Genomic DNA, 17,797 nt, shown 5'->3' with positions numbered 1-17,797 from the left:
AGCTTGTCACGACCGCCTGCGCAGCGGACTGCACAACAACTCACAATATGTCGACGCTGGTGGTTCTGTCCGCCGAGCGCCGTTTTTATAATCGGTGTCCGTGGCCCCGATCGACTGCATGCCCAACCAAGATTCCACCTCCTCCTCGCCCAACGCAAACCCAGTATCTGCGGGCCGCGCGGCACTGTTCTGGGTGGGACGCTTGGTGGTGGCTGTGGCCGGACTGGCGGCAGCAGGTGTTGTAAGCGTGCTGATGGCGGTGGGCATCGCGCTGGCGGTGGCCTATCCCAATCTCCCTGATGTGGCCGGATTGGCCGACTACCGTCCCAAGCTGCCATTGCGGGTCCTGGCCGCCGACGGTCAGTTGATTGGCGAGTTTGGCGAAGAGCGCCGCAACCTGCTGACGATCAACGAGATTCCCGAGGTGATGAAGAACGCCGTTCTTGCCATCGAAGATGCTCGTTTCTTTGAGCACAACGGTGTGGACTATCGAGGGATGATCCGGGCCGCCCTGGCCAACCTTCGCCAGGCGAAAAGCCAGGGGGCGTCGACCATCACGATGCAGGTCGCACGCAACGTCTACCTGTCGGCCGAAAAGAGCTACACACGCAAAATCTACGAAGTGTTGCTGACCTTCAAGCTGGAGCACATGCTCACGAAGGAGCAGATCCTCGAGATCTACATGAACCAGATCTTTCTGGGCCAGCGGGCCTATGGGTTTTCCTCGGCGGCTCAGGTTTATTTTGGCAAGGCGCTGCAGGATGTGACCATTGCCGAAGCCGCGATGCTGGCCGGTCTGCCGCAGGCGCCCTCTGCCTACAATCCCGTCCGAAACCCGCGGCGTGCACGCGCCCGCCAGTTGCACATCATCGATCGCATGGTCGAAAACGGCTTCATCACAGCCGAACAGGCCGGACAAGCCAAATCGGAGGAACTCAAGCTGCGTCCCGTGGGCAACGCGGTGCAGGTGCATGCCGAGTTCGTGGCCGAAATGGTTCGCCAATCCATCGTGTCCCAGTACGGTGAAGAGGCCTACACGCGGGGGCTGGTGGTCACCACCTCACTCAAGAGTGCAGAGCAGGAAGCTGCCTACAGGGCGGTGCGCCAGGGCGTGTTGGAGTACGAGCGCCGCCAGTTCTACCGCGGCCCTGAACTGTTCATCGATCTGCCGACCGACAAGGCCTCCCTCGACGAAGCTGTCGACGATGCACTTGCCGAACGACCCGACAACGACGACCTGCTATCGGCAGTGGTGCTTGAGGCAGGTCCGCGCCGCGTGCTGGCCGTGCGCCAGGACGGAGAGCCCTTCGAGATCACCGGCGAGGGCCTCAAACCGGTTCAGTCGGGTTTGTCCGACAAGGCGGGCCCCAACATCAAGATCCGGCCAGGTGCCGTGATCCGGGTGGTGCAGACCGCCAACAAGTCGTGGCGCATCACGCAGTTGCCCGAGGTTGAATCAGCCTTCGTTGCCATGGATCCCCGGACCGGCAAGGTCATCGCGCTGGTCGGCGGATTTGATTTCCAGAAGAGCAAGTTCAATCACGTGACGCAGGCCTGGCGCCAGCCAGGCTCGAGCTTCAAGCCCTTCATTTACTCGGCCGCGCTTGAGAAGGGGCTGACCCCGATGACCGTGGTCAACGACGCACCGCTTTTCTACAGCGCCGATGCGACCGGAGGCAAACCCTGGGAGCCGAAGAACTACGACGGGCAGTTCGAAGGCCCGATGTCGGTTCGCCGGGCGCTGGCCAAGTCCAAAAACATGGTCTCCATTCGTGTGCTGCAACTGGTGGGCACCCAGAGTGCACAGCAGTGGGTGGGACGCTTTGGCTTCGATACCGAAAAGCATCCGCCCTACCTCACCATGGCTCTGGGCGCCGGCTCGGTCACGCCGCTGCAGATGGCGGTCGGCTATGGCGTGTTCGCCAACGGCGGATATCGCGTGGCACCAACCCTGATCACTCGGGTTGCCGACCACAAGGGCAAGGTGATCTACGAGGCTCCCGAGGTCAGTCTCACCGACGCGGAACGCGTCATCGAGCCCCGCAACGCCTTCGTCATGAACAGCCTCCTGCAGGAAATCACCCGCTCTGGCACGGCTGCGCGCGCACAAGCCACGCTGAAACGAACCGATCTCTATGGAAAGACGGGCACCACCAACGATTCGGTGGACGCGTGGTTCGTTGGTTACCAGCCCACGCTGGTGGCAGCAGCCTGGGTGGGGTACGACACGCCTCGCAACCTGGGCAGCCGCGAAACCGGGGGCGGGCTGAGCCTGCCGATCTGGATCTCCTTCATGTCACAGGCGCTCAAGGATGTCCCGGTGGCTCCCTACACCCCTCCCTCGGGCGTGATCAACGTGGGCGGCGAGTGGTACTTCGAGGAATTTGGCCCAGGCAATGGCGTGCATGGTCTGGGGCTTCAAGACCCCTGGCCAGGCGCCGTGCCGTCCGTGATGGAGCCGGGTGTTTCGCAGGGAGTGCCCGAGCCGCAGGTGGACGACCGGCGAAGCATTCTCGATCTCTTCAGGAACTGAAGATCAGCTGTTGGCCAGACTGTTCGGAGGCAGATCGGGACAACTGATCGAAAAATTCCCCTTGTCCCTTGGTGTCCATCCAGGCGACACCATCGTGCCGATAGTGAAAGCCGCCTGCACGCGCGGCCAGCCAGACTTCCTGAAGGGGCTTCTGCAGATTGACAATGATCTGGCTGCCATTGGAAAACGTCATCGTGATCATCCCGCCCACGCGCTGGTTGTCGACGTCGGCATCGCTGGTGTCGTTGATGCGATCACAGGCCAGCTCGATGGTCCGCAGCAGCCCTTCGGCGAGGTCTTGGTACTCGGTGTCGGTCATTACAATGGGTGGATGTTGAGAACGACACGCATTCTAGGACGTCGCCATTCACTCACTCGGGGCATGGCGATGGCGTTGGGCGTCTTCATGCTGTCGGCGTGCGGGCAAAAAGGCCCGCTGTACCTTCCCACCGCATCGCCAACCCCGGTCGTTGTGAACCCCGCTGCGACGAACGCGGCAACACAGAGCGACCCGACCCCGCGTTGATCCCCTTTGCAGGCGGGCCATCACCGAGCGGCCAACCAGTCACAACGCATTCCGCCATTTCCAGCATGTCATCCCTGCCCGGCCAGCCCCCCATGAACCTGCCACCCTTCATCTCTTACCATGCGGGCGATCTCGTGATGGAAGGCGTCTCCCTCAAACAACTGGCGATGGAGCACGGAACACCCTTGTTCGTGTACAGCCGCGCTGCCATGCTGGGAGCGCTCGCCGCCTACCAGCGCGGACTCGCGGGGCGCTCGCACCAGATCTGCTACGCCATGAAGGCGAACTCCACCCTGGCCATCCTGCAAACGCTGGTGCGCGCGGGTTGCGGGCTGGACATCGTCTCTGGCGGTGAACTCGAGCGCGCGCTGGCAGCCGGTGTCGAGCCGGGCAAGGTGATCTTTTCCGGCGTTGGCAAGACGCGCAGCGAGATGCAACGTGCACTCGAAGTCGGCATCGGCTGCTTCAACGTTGAAAGTCGGGCCGAGCTCGACGTGCTCGACGATGTGGCTCGGGGCATGGGCCTGCGCGCGCCGGTGAGCGTGCGCGTCAATCCCAATGTGGATGCCCGGACCCATCCCTACATCTCCACGGGACTCAAGGACAACAAGTTCGGCATTGCGCACGAAGACGTGTTGGCGACCTACCGGCACGCGGCTGCTTGCGCCGGATTGCGGGTCGTGGGCATCGACTGCCACATCGGTTCGCAGATCACGCAGACAGGGCCCTACCTGGATGCCATGGACCGCATGCTCGACCTGGTGCAGAACATCGAAGCCGCTGGCGTGAGGATCGAGCACATTGACTTTGGCGGTGGCCTGGGGATCGATTACCACGGTGATGAGCCTCCCCAAGCAGACGATCTGTGGCATCAACTGTTGAAGCGACTGGACGCACGGGGTTATGGCCAGCGCAAGATCTACATTGAGCCAGGCCGCTCGCTGGTGGGCAATGCCGGCGTCTGCCTCACCGAGGTGCTGTACTGCAAGCCTGGTGAGCAGAAGAACTTCCTCATCGTCGACGCGGCCATGAACGACCTGCCTCGCCCCGCGATGTACCAGGCCTACCATCGCATCGTCGAGGTATCTCCCCGCAACGCCGCACCGCTGACCTGGGATGTGGTCGGCCCGGTGTGCGAGAGCGGCGACTGGCTCGGGCGTGACCGGGCTCTGGCCGCGCAATCGGGCGATCTGCTGGCCGTGCTGTCGGCCGGCGCCTATTGCATGAGCATGGCCAGCAACTACAACACGCGCGGACGGGCTGCCGAGGTGCTGGTGGATGGAGACACTGCCACGCTGATCAGGGCACGCGAGTCGGCTGCAGACCAGTTGCGCCTGGAAAGCCTGCTGCCGTCAGTCTGAGCCCAGGGGTCAGGCGATACGCGGCTTCGCCAGCCGCCGCCACAGGCGCCAACCCAGCAATACCGCCAGGGCTGCGGCGTAGACCGCCACCTCGACAAAGTCGTTCTTGCCACTGCGCATCCAGTAAAAGTGCAGGACAGCCAGCCCGGCAACGATGTAAACCGCTCGGTGGAGCATCTGCCACCGTCGGGCGCCAAGGGCGCGGATGGCGCGGTTGAACGACGTGGCGGCCAAAGCCAGCAGAAGCAACCAACCCAGAAAGCCGACCAGGATGAACGGTCGCTTGACCACATCGTCGACGATGCCCGGCAGGCTGAAGGCCATGTCGAACCATGCGTAGGCCAGCAGGTGCATGCAGGCGTAGAAAAAGACAAACAACCCCAGCATGCGCCGCAGCCGCGCCAGAGCCACCCAGCCCGTCACGGTGCGCAACGGGGTGATGGCCAGGACCAGCACCAACCCGCGAAGGGTCCAGTCCCCCAGCGAACGGATCAGTGCCTCGGCCGGGTTGGCGCCCAGCTGGTCGGACAACGCCGCCCAGACCAGCCAGGCGAAGGGAAGCAGGGCCAGAGCAAAGCCAACCGGCTTGGCAGCCCGGTGGGCGAGCCAGCGGTTGATGCGCGAGCCGGTGACGCGCGAACCCGCCGGCACCCCTGAAGCGCGGCGAGCGATGGAATCCATCAGAAGAACTTGCGCAGATCCATGCCCGCGTACAACTGACCGACCTGTGGCTCATAGCCGTTGAACATCTGCGTCTGACGGCGTTTGGCAAACAAACCGCCTTCTTCCCCGATACGGCGCTCGGTCGCCTGGCTCCAGCGGGGATGCGAGACCTGCGGGTTGACGTTCGAATAGAAGCCGTATTCCTGAGGCGCCGCACGGTTCCATGCCGTGCGCGGCTCCTTCTCGGTGAAGCGGATCTTCACGATCGACTTGCCGCTCTTGAACCCGTACTTCCACGGCACGACCAGGCGCACCGGGGCCCCGTTCTGGTTGGGAAGGAGTTCGCCATACATGCCGAAGGTCAACAAGGTGAGGGGATGCATGGCCTCGTCAAGCCTCAAGCCTTCCACGTAAGGCCACTCCAGCACGTTCGAGTTCAGCCCCGGCATCTGTTTGTTGTCCGCCAGCGTCACGAACTCGACGAACTTGGCACTGCCTTGCGGCTGTACCTGCTTGATCAACTCGGCCATCGAATAGCCGACCCAGGGCACCACCATGGACCAACCTTCGACGCAACGCAGTCTGTAGATGCGTTCTTCCATCGGGCTGAGTTTGAGCAGCGTGTCGAGGTCAAAAGTGCCGGGTTTGTTCACCAGGCCTTCAACAGCCACCGTCCAGGGACGTGTCTTCAGCGACTTGGCATAAACGGCCGGGTCGGCCTTGTCGGTGCTGAACTCGTAGTAGTTGTTGTAGGTGCTGGCATCGTCGTACGAGGTCAGCTTCTCCACCGTCGTCGCGCCGGCCACGCTGGACGCCTTGCCCGGCAGCGGCAGCCGCTTGCCTGGCCTGGGTGTCGGGCCAGCAGGCTGTGCCCGGGCATCCCGGCTGGTCACCGAAGCCACTCCACCCAGCGCCGCTGCGGTGAATGCGCTGCGCTGCAGCCACTGCCGGCGGTTCTGGTACGCCGCACGGGGTGTGATGTCGCCAGGGAAGGGGTGGTTGAAGCCGTCTTGGCCGGTGCGGATGATCATGGGGCGTTCCTGCTGAAGCAACGCCCCGCGCAGAGGATGCCGCGCGGGACTTGGGGTCAGTCGTCTGACAGCCGGCATTCTTGCAAGTTCCGGCACGGGCCGCACCGACCCGTCCGCTTGACCCCGCGCTGGGGCTCAGAGTTCGCCGTAGCTGTGCAATCCGGAGAGGAACATGTTCACGCCCAAGAACGCGAAGGTGGTGATCGCCAGACCCACCAGCGCCCACCACGCCGCCACCGTGCCGCGCAGGCCCTTCATGAGGCGCATGTGCAGCCAGGCCGCGTAGTTCAGCCAGACGATCAGCGCCCAGGTTTCTTTCGGATCCCAGCTCCAGTAGCCCCCCCATGCCTCGGCTGCCCACAGGGCGCCGAGCACGGTGGCGATGGTGAAGAAGGCGAAGCCCACGGCGATGGCCTTGTACATCACGTCGTCCAGCACCTCGAAGCTCGGCAGGCGCTCGGCGATGCGCTTGCGACCGAACATGATGGTGGCCACGATGAGCACCGAAACGCCGAAGTAGACAAACCAGTAGCTGCCACCCTTCTCGGCGGCCGACTGGCGGAACACGATGGGCTCCAGGCACAACACCAGACCCAGGATCCACAGCGGCGCGAGCTTGTACCAGCGCGTCTCGTTCGCACTCTGCTTGATGAGGTAGGCGAAGGCCAGCATGGCTGCAATGGCAAAGGTGCCGTAGCCGATGAAGTTCGCGGGCACATGGACCTTCATCCACCAGCTCTGCAGCGCAGGCACCAGCGGCTGGATTTCATGGGCTTCGCGCACGATCGTGTACCAGAGCAGGAAGCCCACCGCGGCACTCACCACCAGCATCACAAACGCGCCCATGCGGCGGGTCTTGTACACGTCTTCGTAATACAGATAGAAAGCTGCCGTCATCCAGCAGAACAACACGAAGACCTCGTACAGGTTGCTCACCGGAATGTGGCCGATGTCGGGACCGATCTGATGGCTCTCGTACCAGCGCACCATGGTGCCAATGAGCGCCAGCGTCACCGCCACCCAGGCCAGGCGTGAACCCAGCACCTCGAAGGTCTCACCCGCGCGGGTGAGCATGCCGACCCAGTAGAACGTCGTGCTCATGAAGAACAACAAGCTCATCCACAGAATCGCCGACTGGCTGGAGATGAAGTACTTCAGCATGAACACCTGATCGGCGCGAGCGAGGTCTGCCGTGCCGGCCGGTGTCTGGTAGAGCCAGATCGCGAGCAAGGCGAATGCCGCCACAGCGACCGACAGCATTCGCAGCGGTCGCCAGAACCAACCCAGCCAGATCAGGGACGGTGCGGTCCCCGCAAGAATGGATTTCTCATAGAAGTCCATGGCCGGGCCGTACAGCGCAAATGCAATGGCCGTGCCCGCCACGATCAGTGCAGCAAAAAGCCAGTCCCACACATTGCGGCGCGCAAAGTAGCCCGGCTGCAGGCCTTGGCCGCCCCGGTCCTTTTTCAGTTCGATGGTCTGGTTCGCGGTGGCGGTATTCATGCAGGCACCTTCAACAGTTGGGTCTTCAAAAGCTCGAATTCGCGGTCTGCTTCCATCGTCTTGCGGTTGGACGACAGGGCCATGCTGGCCTGCGAGGCCTGCTCACCCGACGGTGAAAGCCAGACCCAGAGTCGGCGCTCGCGCACGTACAGCATGGCAAAAACGCCGATGATCAGCAACAGGCAGCCCAGATAGACGATGTTCTGGCCGGGCGCACGCGCCACCTGGAACACGCTCGCCTGCACGTGGGTGAAGTCCTTGAGCTGGAAAGTCATGGGCGCGGGATAGAAAAACGTGTCGCTCAGGCTGATCACGGCCTGCGTCATGAACTGCTGGGTGGAATCGTCGCGCGCCAGCGGCGCGAGGTTGGCGCGCTCGCGGCTGACCTGCAGCAACTCGAACAAGGTGCCGTTGAGGATTCGCACCAGCACTTCGCTGGCGCGCTCGCGCTCGGCCTGCGGCACATTGGCCTCGAGGAAATTCGACACCGCCTGCAAGCCTCCCTGCACCAGCGGCTGGGTGGTTGCGACGCCACTCACGTCTGCCACCGGCGTGACCTGGGTTGCACGTTCAGATCCGGCAAACAAGCCAAGCGCTCGCGTGGCCGAAGCCATCAACGCCTCGGCGAGTTCCGGGCGCCCGTCCTCGACCGCCGACACCGCGTAGCGGCGCACGGCGAGCTCGCGCATTTCCGGGTCGTCGAGCGCGGCGCGCAGGCGCACGAAGCCGTCCATGTTGTCGTTCTCGTCCACCGGGATGCGCAAATAACGGAACGGCTCCGACGGCGTTTCGCGCAGTCCCAGCAAGTACACACGCGCACCTTCGATGTCCATCGGCAGCATGTAGTTGTGGTACTCCACCGCCTGGCCAGCGGCATCACGCAGCTTGTAGGTGATGCTGGGGCCCACGTTGCGCAGGGTTTTTTCGGTGGCCGTCTTGTGGCCGCTGCCCAGGCGGCTCTCGATCGAGCTGCGCAGATCGACCTTGCGCACATCGACACCAGCGGCGGGATTCACGCCGGCAAAGTTCTCGACGTTGATCGTGCGCAGGCCGGTGTATTCAAGCACCAGCTTGTCGTCGCCGTTGCTCAGCGCAGTTGAACTGCCGATCGTGCCCTCGATCTCGAAGGGGCGGGTCGGGCGGTTCAGCGGAACGGCCTGCAACTTCACCCGCGATCCGCCGTCGTCAAAGCTCGACTGGTAGATGTTGATGCCGCGGTGGCTGGCCGGGTGATTCACTTCGACGCGGGCTTCCTTCTTTTCACCAGTCTCGAAATCGGTGATCACGATGTCGCTGGCAAAGAGCTTGGGCATGCCGGTGTCGTAGTACTCCACGATGAACTTCTTGAGCTCGACCGAGAAGGGCAGGTCTTGCAGCAACACCCCGTCGGGCTGCGCCAGGATGGCGGTACTCGCGGTGGTGCCTTCCGTCACGAGCAAGTTGGCCCGGAAGGTCGGGTTGCTGGCCGACAGCCGGTGCTGCGCCGGCACATCGGCAATCAGCCCTCCCCCGGTGAAGGACGACTTGCCGTTGAACCATGTCTGTGCGCGCACCATCAGGTCGCCGTCGAGCAGGCCACCGATGCAGACCAGCACGATGGCACTGTGGGCGGCCAGGTAGCCGACCTTGTTGGCGGCACCGGTCTTGGCGGCCACCATCCAGCCCTGGCCCTGAGGCGTCTCACGCGACTGCAGCTTGACCTTCCAGCCCGAACCCAGCAAGGTCTGGCCGATGCGGTTGGCCGCGGCCTGGGGCGTTTCACCCAGCGAACTCTCGGCGCGGTGCGGGAAAGCCTTGAGGCTTTGCTCGCGGATGTTTTCCTTGTAGGCCTTGAAGTCAGCGAATATCTTGGGCGTGTTGCGGGCGATGCACAGGCTCGTGCTCACCACCAGAAAGGCCAGGATCAGCAGAAACCACCAGGCGCTGTACACCGAAAACAAGCTGGCACTGGCGAACACGTCGGCCCAGAAAGGGCCGAACTGGTTGACGTAGTTGTTGACCGGCTCATGTTGCTTGACGACCGTCCCGATCACCGAAGCGATGCAGATCACGGTGAGCAGCGAAATCGAGAACCGCATCGAAGACAGCAATTCCACCGTCTCGCTGACGATGCGCGAGCCGGTTCGAAGCTGCAGGCCTTGGGTGGAAACGGTCATGGAAAGAATGGAAGAACGGTTCAACAAAAAGGGCGGCTCCGGTGATCCCGGAACGCGCCCTGTTCTGATGTGTTTTTTTGCTGGCGGTTCACCGCCAAGTGGCTTTATCGCATTGTGCCGGCAAATATTAACGTTGGCTTATATCCCAGCCTCGCGCCAAGGGCAAGGCTCTGCCGGATCTTCTCAACGCAGTCCGGCGATGTAGTCGGCAACCGCCTTGATTTCGCGGTCGTTCATCTTGGCTGCAACACCGGTCATTTGTGCATTGTTGGCACGGGTGCCGTCGCGAAAGTGCCTGAGCTGCGTCTCGGTGTACTCGGCGTGCTGACCCGAGAGGCGGGGGTACTGGGCTGGAATGCCGGCACCGTTGGGACTGTGGCAGGCGGCACACGCTGCAATCTGACGGTCGGGAATGCCACCGCGGTAGATGCGTTCACCGAGGGTCACCAGCTCCTTGTCGGTGGCTGCACCCGGCGTGGCTCTCTGGGACGCGAGCCAGAAGCCGATGTTGCGCATGTCTTCGTCCGACAGGGTCGATGCCATGCCCTTCATGATGGCATTGTCCCGCTTGCCCGACTTGTACTCCTGCAACTGCTTGATCAGGTACTCGGGGTGTTGCTGGGCCAGCTTGGGGTTCACCGGCGTGGTGGAGTTGCCGTCGGCCGCGTGACAGGCCACGCAGGCCTGACCAAACACCGCAGCGCCCCTGGCCAGGTCGGGTTTGACCGCCTGCGCCTGAACACTGAACGACAAAGCCGCGGCAGCGGCGGCGCAAAGAAGGGAAACGGGCAATTTCATGACGGGACGGGCGTCGGATGCGACGTGTTCGGGTTGAAGAATTTCGCGGGATGTCTGCTCACAGCCAATCGATTTTACAATGCAGTCTCGGGAAACCCCCTCAATGACCCAGAACCACACTCCAGCCAACACCCCCGTTTCTCCGTCCGCGGACGCCCAGAGCCCCCAAGCCCGGACCCCCTACGCTGGAAAACCCGCCGATCCGCTGCCCCCCGATCTCAAGATCGCACACGGCTGGTTGCACACCGCCCGGTTTCTCACCACCGCCCCCCAACTCGAGCACCTGCCCGCGCTGGAGGTGCCAGAGGTGGCGTTCGTGGGCCGCTCCAACGCCGGCAAATCCACCTGCATCAATACCCTGACGCAGCAAAAGCGGCTGGCGTTTGCCTCCAAGACACCCGGGCGCACGCAAAGCATCAACCTCTTTTCGCTCGGCAAGCAGGGCATCACCGACGCCGTGCTGGCCGACCTGCCCGGCTACGGCTATGCGGCGGTGCCGCGGGAAGCCAAGTTGCGCTGGCAGCGCGTGATGGGCAATTACCTGCTCACGCGCGAGAACCTCAAGGGTGTGGTGCTGCTGATCGACCCGCGACTGGGTCTCACCGAGCTGGACGAAATCCTGCTGGAGGTGATTCGCCCACGCGTCGAGGCGGGCCTCAAATTCCTCGTGCTGCTCACCAAGTCCGACAAGCTCAACCACGCGGAGGCACAAAAGGCGCTGTCGATTGCGCGACTGCAATCGGGCGGTGGTGAGGCGAGACTCTTTTCTGCCTTGAAGAAGAAAGGGCTGGACGAGGTCGCCCTGATGTTGTGGCGCTGGACGCACGATGGCAGCGCACCTGTGAGGGCCCCCGCCAACCTGCCGGCAGACCAGCCCGAAGACGAGCCCCCCGCTCTCGATTGACCGTGTGCGGGCCATGGAGAGAGCCCCGATGATCGAAACCTTCCATCAGACCCTGCCGCATGGCATCACCCTGAGTTGCCGCGCCGCAGGCACACCCGGGCGGCCGGTGCTGCTGTTCCTGCACGGCTTTCCAGAAGCCGCCTTTGTCTGGGACCACCTGCTCGAGCACTTTGCACGACCCGAACACGGCGGCTACCGCTGCGTGGCACCCAATCTGCGCGGCTTCGAGCAGTCCAGCGCGCCCACCGACGTGGCCGCCTACCGAGCCAAGCCGCTGGTGCAGGACCTGTCCGCGCTGATCGACGCCATCACGTCGAACAGCCCCACGCCAGGTCAGCTCGCCGGTCTGGTGGCGCACGACTGGGGCGGCGCGCTCGCCTGGAGCGTTGCGGCGCAGTGGCCAGGCGCGCTTCGCCAGCTCGTCATCGTCAATGCGCCCCATCCCGCCGCTTTCCAGCGCGAACTGGCGAACTCGCCGACGCAGCAGGCATCGAGCGCCTACATGAACTTCCTCGCTCGCCCGGACGCACCGGCCTTGCTGGCGGAAAACGATTTCGCGCGCCTGTGGCCCTTCTTCACCAACATGGCCGCCGACAGTGGTCCGATGGCCTGGCTTGATGACGCCACGCGCGACCGCTACCGGTCGGTCTGGCGCCAGGGACTGCACGGCCCCTGCGCCTATTACGCAGCGTCCCCCTTGCGACCACCCACTCCGGGCGACCCGGGCGCCGCAGCCGTGCAGCTGCCGCGCGAACGTGTCATGGTGCACGTGCCCACGCTGGTGGTCTGGGGCCTGGGTGACACGGCCCTGCCCGAGACCTTGCTGGACGGACTGGACGGGTTCGTGCCCGAGCTGCGCATCGAACGGGTGCCCGGCGCCACCCACTGGATCGTGCATGAACAACCGCAGCACGTGGCCGCCCTGATCGAAGGCTTTCTCACACCCTGAGCGGGGGCGCTCAAAGGCCGGCGTAGAAGGAAGGCTCGCCGCCGGGCCGTGTCTTGAAGCGCTTGTGCACCCAGTAGTACTGCTCGGGCGCCATCCGGATGAATTCCTCGAGACAGGTGTTCATCATGGCCGTGTCGGCCTCCACATCACCGCTCGGATAGTCGACCCATGGCGAATGCACTTTCACTTCGTACCCGCTCGGTGTGAGACGGCTGACCACCGGCACCACACGCGCCCTGGCCATGCGCGCAAAGCGCGAGAGCGATGTGATGGTGGCGGTCTGCACCCCGAAAAACGGAACGAAGACCGAATCCCGTGTGCCGTAATCCATGTCGGGCAGCAGGTACAACGGCAGGCCCTGGCGCAAGGCCGCCACCAGCGGCTTGAGTCCCTGGCGCATCGCCACGATGTGCGGTTCACCGAAGCGTTGCCGACCCTGCGACATCCAGCGGTCGACATCGGCGTTGAGCTGCTCGGCATAAATGCCGCAAAAGCGCCGCTCGAGGTGGGCGGTCAGTGCGGTCCAGCCGGCATCCATGCCCACGAAGTGCGGCGCGAACAACACCGTGGGTTCGTTGCCGGCCAGCGCCTGAAGGTCACCGGTGAGGGTCAGCCGGCGGCGGATGGTGGCATCGCTGGCCTCCCACAACCAGCTGCGGTCCAGCCATGCCTGGGCGAAGAAAACGAAGTGGCGGCGCACGGCGCGGTTGCGCTCGGTCGTGCCTTGCTCAGGAAAGCACACGCCCCAGTTGGTGCGCGCGATGCGCCGGCGGCGCCCCGCCACCGCGTGCAGCACATGGCCCAGCAGCCAGCCCAGGGCCCGCACCCATGAAAGGGGCAGGCGCGCGAGCAATCGCATGAAGACGAGCCCCAGGCGGTTGGTGATGCCACCGGGCGGCAACTGGTGTTCGGAGGCGGGAAGCTGGGGCATCAGCGGGCAGGCGGCGGGGACTTGTAACGGTCGTACGACCAGAGGTACTGGGCGGGGCATTCTCGCACCAGCGTCTCCATGGCCTGGTTGATCTGGCCGGCAGCCTTGGCCGGGTCGCTGTCCAGGGGGCCGAACGGCCTCACATGCACCAGATAACCCCGGCCCCAGCTCAGTCGCTCGCCCCAGCTGAGCAGCACCTGTGTGTTGCCGCCTTGTGCCAGCCGCGCAGACAGCGTCATGGTGTAGGCATCGCGTCCGAAAAAGGGTGCCCACACGCCCTGCCCTTGCGGCGGCACCTGGTCGGGCAACAGGCCCACCGCGTCGCCCACCTTCAGCGCCTTGATGAGTTGCTTGACGCCCGCCAGGGTGGTGGGAGCCGCGTGCAGGCCCGGGCGCCGACGGGCAGCCGCCACCAGTTCGCGCAACGCGGCCTGGCGCGCCGGGCGAAACAGCACCGTCATGGGGTGGCGGGCACCGAAGCGCTGCGCATAGGCCTGGGCGGTGATCTCGAAGCAGCCCAGGTGGGGGGTGAGGAACAACACACCGGCGCCGTCCGCCTGCGCTGACTCGATGTGGGCTGCACCCTCCCAGCCCACGCGCACCGGCCGGCCCAGCCACAACCTCGGCAGTTCGGCCACCAGCTTGCCCGCCTCGCCCACCGACGCCCAGATGACGCGCGTGGGGCAATGTGCCAGTCTGGCGTGGGCGAGGAGGCGGCGGCGGTAACGGGAGGACAACAGGAAGCTGACCCAGCCCAGCAGCCAGCCCAGCGCATGCAGCACCGGCAGCGGGAACAGGCTCAGCACACGAAAGAGGAAGTGGACCAACGCAGCCAATGAGGTCGGGGGATGACCCCGGGCACAAGTTGTTCGGAAGACAGGCGGGGCATGGGGCTTGATCTAGAATCCGCCCATCGCCGAGTTACTGAACTAATTGCGGGGCGATTCATAAATTCCGCTAAAGCGTTCGCCGAACTCTGACAGACCGGCAACGCCGATCAACCAACTTGGAGTTTAACCATGGCGAACGACTTTCTTTTCACCTCCGAATCCGTCTCTGAAGGCCACCCCGACAAGGTGGCGGACCAGATTTCCGACGCGATCCTCGACGCGATCTTCACCCAGGACCCGCGCAGCCGCGTGGCGGCCGAGACACTGTGCAACACCGGACTGGTGGTGCTGGCCGGCGAGATCACGACCAACGCGCACGTCGACTACATCCAGGTCGCGCGCGACACCTTGAAGCGCATCGGCTACGACAACACCGAGTACGGCATCGACTACAAGGGCTGCGCGGTGCTGGTGGCCTACGACAAACAGAGCAACGACATTGCCCAGGGCGTGGACCACGCCAGCGACGACCACCTCAACACCGGCGCTGGCGACCAGGGTCTGATGTTCGGCTACGCCTGCGACGAGACGCCCGAACTGATGCCCGCGCCCATCTACTACGCGCACCGGCTGGTCGAGCGCCAGGCGCAGCTTCGCAAGGACGGCCGCCTGCCATTCCTGCGCCCCGATGCCAAGAGCCAGGTGACCATGCGCTATGTGGACGGCAAGCCGCACAGCATCGACACCGTGGTGCTGTCGACGCAGCACAGCCCCGACCAGAGCGAAACCTCCACCAAGATGAAGGCCTCGTTCAATGAAGCCATCATCGAAGAGATCATCAAGCCCGTGCTGCCCAAGGAATGGCTGCAGAACACCCGCTACCTGATCAACCCCACCGGCCGATTCGTCATTGGCGGTCCGCAGGGCGACTGTGGTCTGACGGGTCGAAAGATCATCGTTGACACCTACGGTGGCGCCTGCCCGCACGGCGGTGGCGCGTTCTCCGGCAAGGACCCGTCCAAGGTTGACCGCTCAGCGGCCTATGCCGCCCGTTACGTGGCCAAGAACATCGTGGCCGCCGGGCTGGCCAAGCAGTGCCAGATCCAGGTGGCCTACGCCATCGGCGTGGCCCGCCCGATGAACGTGACGGTTTACACGGAAGGCACCGGCGTGATTCCCGACGAGCAGATCGCCGCGCTGGTCAATGAACACTTTGATCTGCGTCCCAAAGGCATCATCCAGATGCTCGACCTGCTGCGCCCGATCTACACCAAGACCGCTGCCTACGGCCACTTCGGCCGCGAAGAGCCCGAGTTCACCTGGGAGCGCACCGACCGTGCCGCCGCCCTGAAGAAGGCTGCCGGAATGTAAGCCTTCACTTACGGTGATGTTCGGAAAGCCCCGGCGCTCCAGCCCCGGGGCTTTTTTTCGCGTCGAACGGACCGCATCGCCACCCTGTCCGGTGGTCGAACACGGCTGAATTTTTGGCGCTGCCGTCCGATAAGGAAGTACGAGCAATGTTTTGCCACGACCCGAACCGACCTGGAGCCCTCCCATGGACACCTCTGCACCGACCACTGAGCAGCAGCTGGCCCCCATCGCCGATGAACTGCTGGCCGCCCTGAACGCCGCCCGCTCCCTGTACGACAACGCGCCTTGCGGTCTGCTCGCACTGGACGCCAACCTGCGCTGCGTCAACATCAACCAGACCCTGCTCGACTGGCTGGGTACCGACCGGAACGAGGTGGTGATGTTCAGAAAGCTCACCGATCTGACCGCGCCCGCGTCGCGCAGTGCGGCGTCCATGCACGTGGAACAACTGCTGATCAGCGGGCGCACGGAGCCGCTCACACTCATGCTGCGTCGCGCCAACGGCGACTTGCTGCAGGCCAGGCTCACGTCCACCGCCGTTTTTGATGCGGAAGGTCAGTTCCTGCACACCAGCACCATGGTGGCCGATCTCGGCAACGTGCCGGCCGGCCACGTCACCGACGCACCGCAAGACGCCATCCTGCGCAGCATCACCAACCGCATTCCAGCCCGCCTGGCCTACTACGACAAGAACCTGGTCTGCCGCTTCGCCAACCAGGCGCACGCCCAGCGCTACGGCAAGGCGCCCGAAGAGATGGTGGGCTCGCACCTGAGCGACGTGGTGCGCCCCGAGGTCTTGCCCGAGATCATGCCGCGGGTGGCGGCCACGCTCAGCGGCAAGGCACAGAATTTCGAAGCCGAACGCATGGGAGCGGACGGCGCAAAGAACTATTTCGACATTCACTACATTCCCGACGTGCAGGCCGGTGAAGTCGAAGGGCTGTTCATCGAACTGCACGACATCACGGAGCGACGGCGCACCGAAGAGTTCGTGCTGCACGCCAACCAGGACCTGGAGGACCGCGTGCGGGAACGCTCCGAAGAACTGTTCGCCAGCGAGCAGCGCTACCGCCTGATGGTCGACGCCATCCAGGACTACTGCATCTATTTCGTGGACGACACCGGCGCGGTGACGGAATGGACTGAAAGCGCCCAGCGCCTGCACGGCCACCAGCGCTCGCAGATCGTCGGGCAGTCGTACGAGACGCTCATGTGCAGCGACAACGCGGGCGAAGACGAGGTCGACCCGGGCCAGGTGCTGCGCCTGGCCAAGGACCACGGCCAATGGGAATCACGTGGCTGGCGCCTGCGTGAGGACGGCTCGCGCTTCTGGGCGCACACCGTGCTCACCGCGCTGCGCAACGAAGCCGGTGAATTGCAGGGCCTCTCAAGCATCACGCGCGACATGACCGCGGCCAAGAGCCTGGAGGACGTGATGAACGACCTCAACCGCGAGCTGGAGAAGCGCGTGGCCGAACGCACGCAACAGCTGGTGGCGGCGAACAAGGATCTGGACGTGTTCTCGCACATGGTCTCGCACGACTTGCGCGCGCCGCTGCGCCATATCGCCAGCTTCGTGAGCCTGCTGCAAGAGCAAACCGGCGAGTCCACCGACAACCTTGCCCGCCAATACCAGACCTCGATCGCCAAGGCGGCCAAGCGCATGAGCCTGATGATCGAAGGCCTGCTCGAATACGCGCGGCTGGGTCGCGTGGCGCTGGACTCCCAACCTGTGCCACTGGCTCCCTTGCTGCAGGGCGTCGTCGCCCACCTGAAACAGGAACACCCGGACCGCTCCATCGAATGGACGATCGATCCGGAACTGCCGATGGTCCGCGGCGATGCCATGCTGCTGGCACAGGCCTGGGGCAACCTGCTCGACAACGCGGTGAAGTACACCGCCAAGCGCAACGACGCCGTCATCAAGGTCGGCTGGAAGGTCAACCCCATGGGAGGACGCACGTTCTTTGTCAGCGACAACGGGGCCGGCTTCGACCTGGAGAAGGCGCACAACCTGTTCGTGATGTTCCAGCGACAGCACCACTCGATGGACTTCGAGGGCACCGGCACCGGCCTGGCCCTGGCGCAACGCATCATCGACCGGCACGGTGGTCGCATCTGGTCAGAAACCGCGCCCGGTGCAGGCTGCACTTTCTACTTCACCCTGCCGCTGGAGCAACTCGACCCCGACTTGGCGTTTCCGGAATCGTCGATGGCCGAACTCACGGTCTGAGCCACGCT

Annotated in this window: 15 protein-coding genes; 7 read left to right on the top strand and 8 right to left on the bottom strand. The window is 64.1% G+C overall.

Annotation, left to right across the window (positions count from 1 at the left end):
• The first annotated feature begins 118 nt into the window (after positions 1-118).
• Entirely contained in the window at positions 119-2,533 is a 2,415-nt protein-coding gene (locus QUV35_RS00470; RefSeq protein WP_300870147.1) for a penicillin-binding protein 1A, read from the top strand.
• Here QUV35_RS00470 and cyaY read toward each other — a convergent pair.
• Entirely contained in the window at positions 2,523-2,852 is a 330-nt protein-coding gene (gene cyaY / locus QUV35_RS00465; protein WP_300870146.1) for an iron donor protein CyaY, read from the bottom strand. The genes QUV35_RS00470 and cyaY overlap by 11 nt on opposite strands.
• A 12-nt stretch (positions 2,853-2,864) precedes the next feature.
• Between cyaY and QUV35_RS18865 the strand changes: the two genes are divergently transcribed.
• Positions 2,865-3,059, top strand: a complete 195-nt coding sequence (locus tag QUV35_RS18865; protein ID WP_366945383.1) for a lipoprotein — start codon at positions 2,865-2,867, stop codon at positions 3,057-3,059.
• Between the two features lie 92 nt (positions 3,060-3,151).
• On the top strand, positions 3,152-4,420 hold the full coding sequence (gene lysA, locus QUV35_RS00460; protein WP_300870145.1) for a diaminopimelate decarboxylase: 1,269 nt from the start codon (positions 3,152-3,154) through the stop codon (positions 4,418-4,420).
• A 9-nt stretch (positions 4,421-4,429) separates the two neighbouring features.
• Here the strand turns inward: lysA and QUV35_RS00455 are convergent, their stop codons facing one another.
• From QUV35_RS00455 to QUV35_RS00435, 5 genes are all read right to left on the bottom strand, one after another.
• Positions 4,430-5,101, bottom strand: coding sequence for a sulfite oxidase heme-binding subunit YedZ (locus tag QUV35_RS00455; protein WP_300870144.1), 672 nt, complete (start codon positions 5,099-5,101; stop codon positions 4,430-4,432).
• The gene (gene msrP, locus QUV35_RS00450; RefSeq protein ID WP_300870143.1) at positions 5,101-6,114 is read right to left on the bottom strand and encodes a protein-methionine-sulfoxide reductase catalytic subunit MsrP; all 1,014 of its coding nucleotides are present in this window, start codon (positions 6,112-6,114) and stop codon (positions 5,101-5,103) included. Before msrP ends, QUV35_RS00455 begins: the two co-directional genes overlap by 1 nt.
• 135 nt (positions 6,115-6,249) lie before the next feature.
• The gene (gene ccsB / locus QUV35_RS00445; RefSeq protein WP_300870142.1) at positions 6,250-7,617 is read right to left on the bottom strand and encodes a c-type cytochrome biogenesis protein CcsB; all 1,368 of its coding nucleotides are present in this window, start codon (positions 7,615-7,617) and stop codon (positions 6,250-6,252) included.
• Positions 7,614-9,773: a cytochrome c biogenesis protein ResB gene (locus QUV35_RS00440; protein WP_300870141.1), complete on the bottom strand. Its 2,160-nt coding sequence runs from the start codon at positions 9,771-9,773 to the stop codon at positions 7,614-7,616. The genes ccsB and QUV35_RS00440 overlap by 4 nt, the downstream gene beginning before the upstream one ends.
• 183 nt (positions 9,774-9,956) lie before the next feature.
• Positions 9,957-10,571 (bottom strand): c-type cytochrome, encoded by a 615-nt coding sequence (locus QUV35_RS00435; protein ID WP_300870140.1) that lies wholly within the window; start codon positions 10,569-10,571, stop codon positions 9,957-9,959.
• 103 nt (positions 10,572-10,674) lie between these two features.
• On the opposite strand from QUV35_RS00435, the gene yihA reads away from it, so the two are divergent.
• Both yihA and QUV35_RS00425 read left to right on the top strand, forming a co-directional pair.
• Positions 10,675-11,475: a ribosome biogenesis GTP-binding protein YihA/YsxC gene (yihA, locus tag QUV35_RS00430; RefSeq protein WP_300870139.1), complete on the top strand. Its 801-nt coding sequence runs from the start codon at positions 10,675-10,677 to the stop codon at positions 11,473-11,475.
• A 28-nt stretch (positions 11,476-11,503) separates the two neighbouring features.
• The gene (locus QUV35_RS00425) at positions 11,504-12,424 is read left to right on the top strand and encodes an alpha/beta fold hydrolase (RefSeq protein ID WP_300870138.1); all 921 of its coding nucleotides are present in this window, start codon (positions 11,504-11,506) and stop codon (positions 12,422-12,424) included.
• 10 nt (positions 12,425-12,434) lie between these two features.
• Here the strand turns inward: QUV35_RS00425 and QUV35_RS00420 are convergent, their stop codons facing one another.
• Together QUV35_RS00420 and QUV35_RS00415 are read right to left on the bottom strand one after the other, a co-directional pair.
• Positions 12,435-13,355 carry a lipid A biosynthesis acyltransferase gene (locus QUV35_RS00420; RefSeq protein ID WP_300870137.1) on the bottom strand — a complete coding sequence of 307 codons (921 nt, stop codon included), beginning with the start codon at positions 13,353-13,355 and terminating at the stop codon, positions 12,435-12,437.
• Positions 13,355-14,254: a lysophospholipid acyltransferase family protein gene (locus tag QUV35_RS00415; RefSeq protein ID WP_300870311.1), complete on the bottom strand. Its 900-nt coding sequence runs from the start codon at positions 14,252-14,254 to the stop codon at positions 13,355-13,357. The genes QUV35_RS00420 and QUV35_RS00415 overlap by 1 nt, the downstream gene beginning before the upstream one ends.
• Positions 14,255-14,374: 120 nt before the next feature.
• Between QUV35_RS00415 and metK the strand changes: the two genes are divergently transcribed.
• Together metK and QUV35_RS00405 are read left to right on the top strand one after the other, a co-directional pair.
• Complete coding sequence (metK, locus tag QUV35_RS00410) at positions 14,375-15,556, top strand: methionine adenosyltransferase (protein ID WP_300870136.1); 1,182 nt, start codon at positions 14,375-14,377, stop codon at positions 15,554-15,556.
• A 184-nt stretch (positions 15,557-15,740) separates the two neighbouring features.
• Positions 15,741-17,789: a PAS domain S-box protein gene (locus tag QUV35_RS00405; protein WP_300870135.1), complete on the top strand. Its 2,049-nt coding sequence runs from the start codon at positions 15,741-15,743 to the stop codon at positions 17,787-17,789.
• Positions 17,790-17,797: the final 8 nt, after the last annotated feature.

The sequence above is a fragment of the Hydrogenophaga sp. genome (assembly GCF_030373225.1).
In the GTDB taxonomy this organism is placed as follows: Bacteria; Pseudomonadota; Gammaproteobacteria; order Burkholderiales; family Burkholderiaceae_C; genus Hydrogenophaga.
The sequence above is the reverse complement of the archived record's forward strand: the minus strand, read 5'-3'. Positions and strand labels throughout refer to the sequence as shown.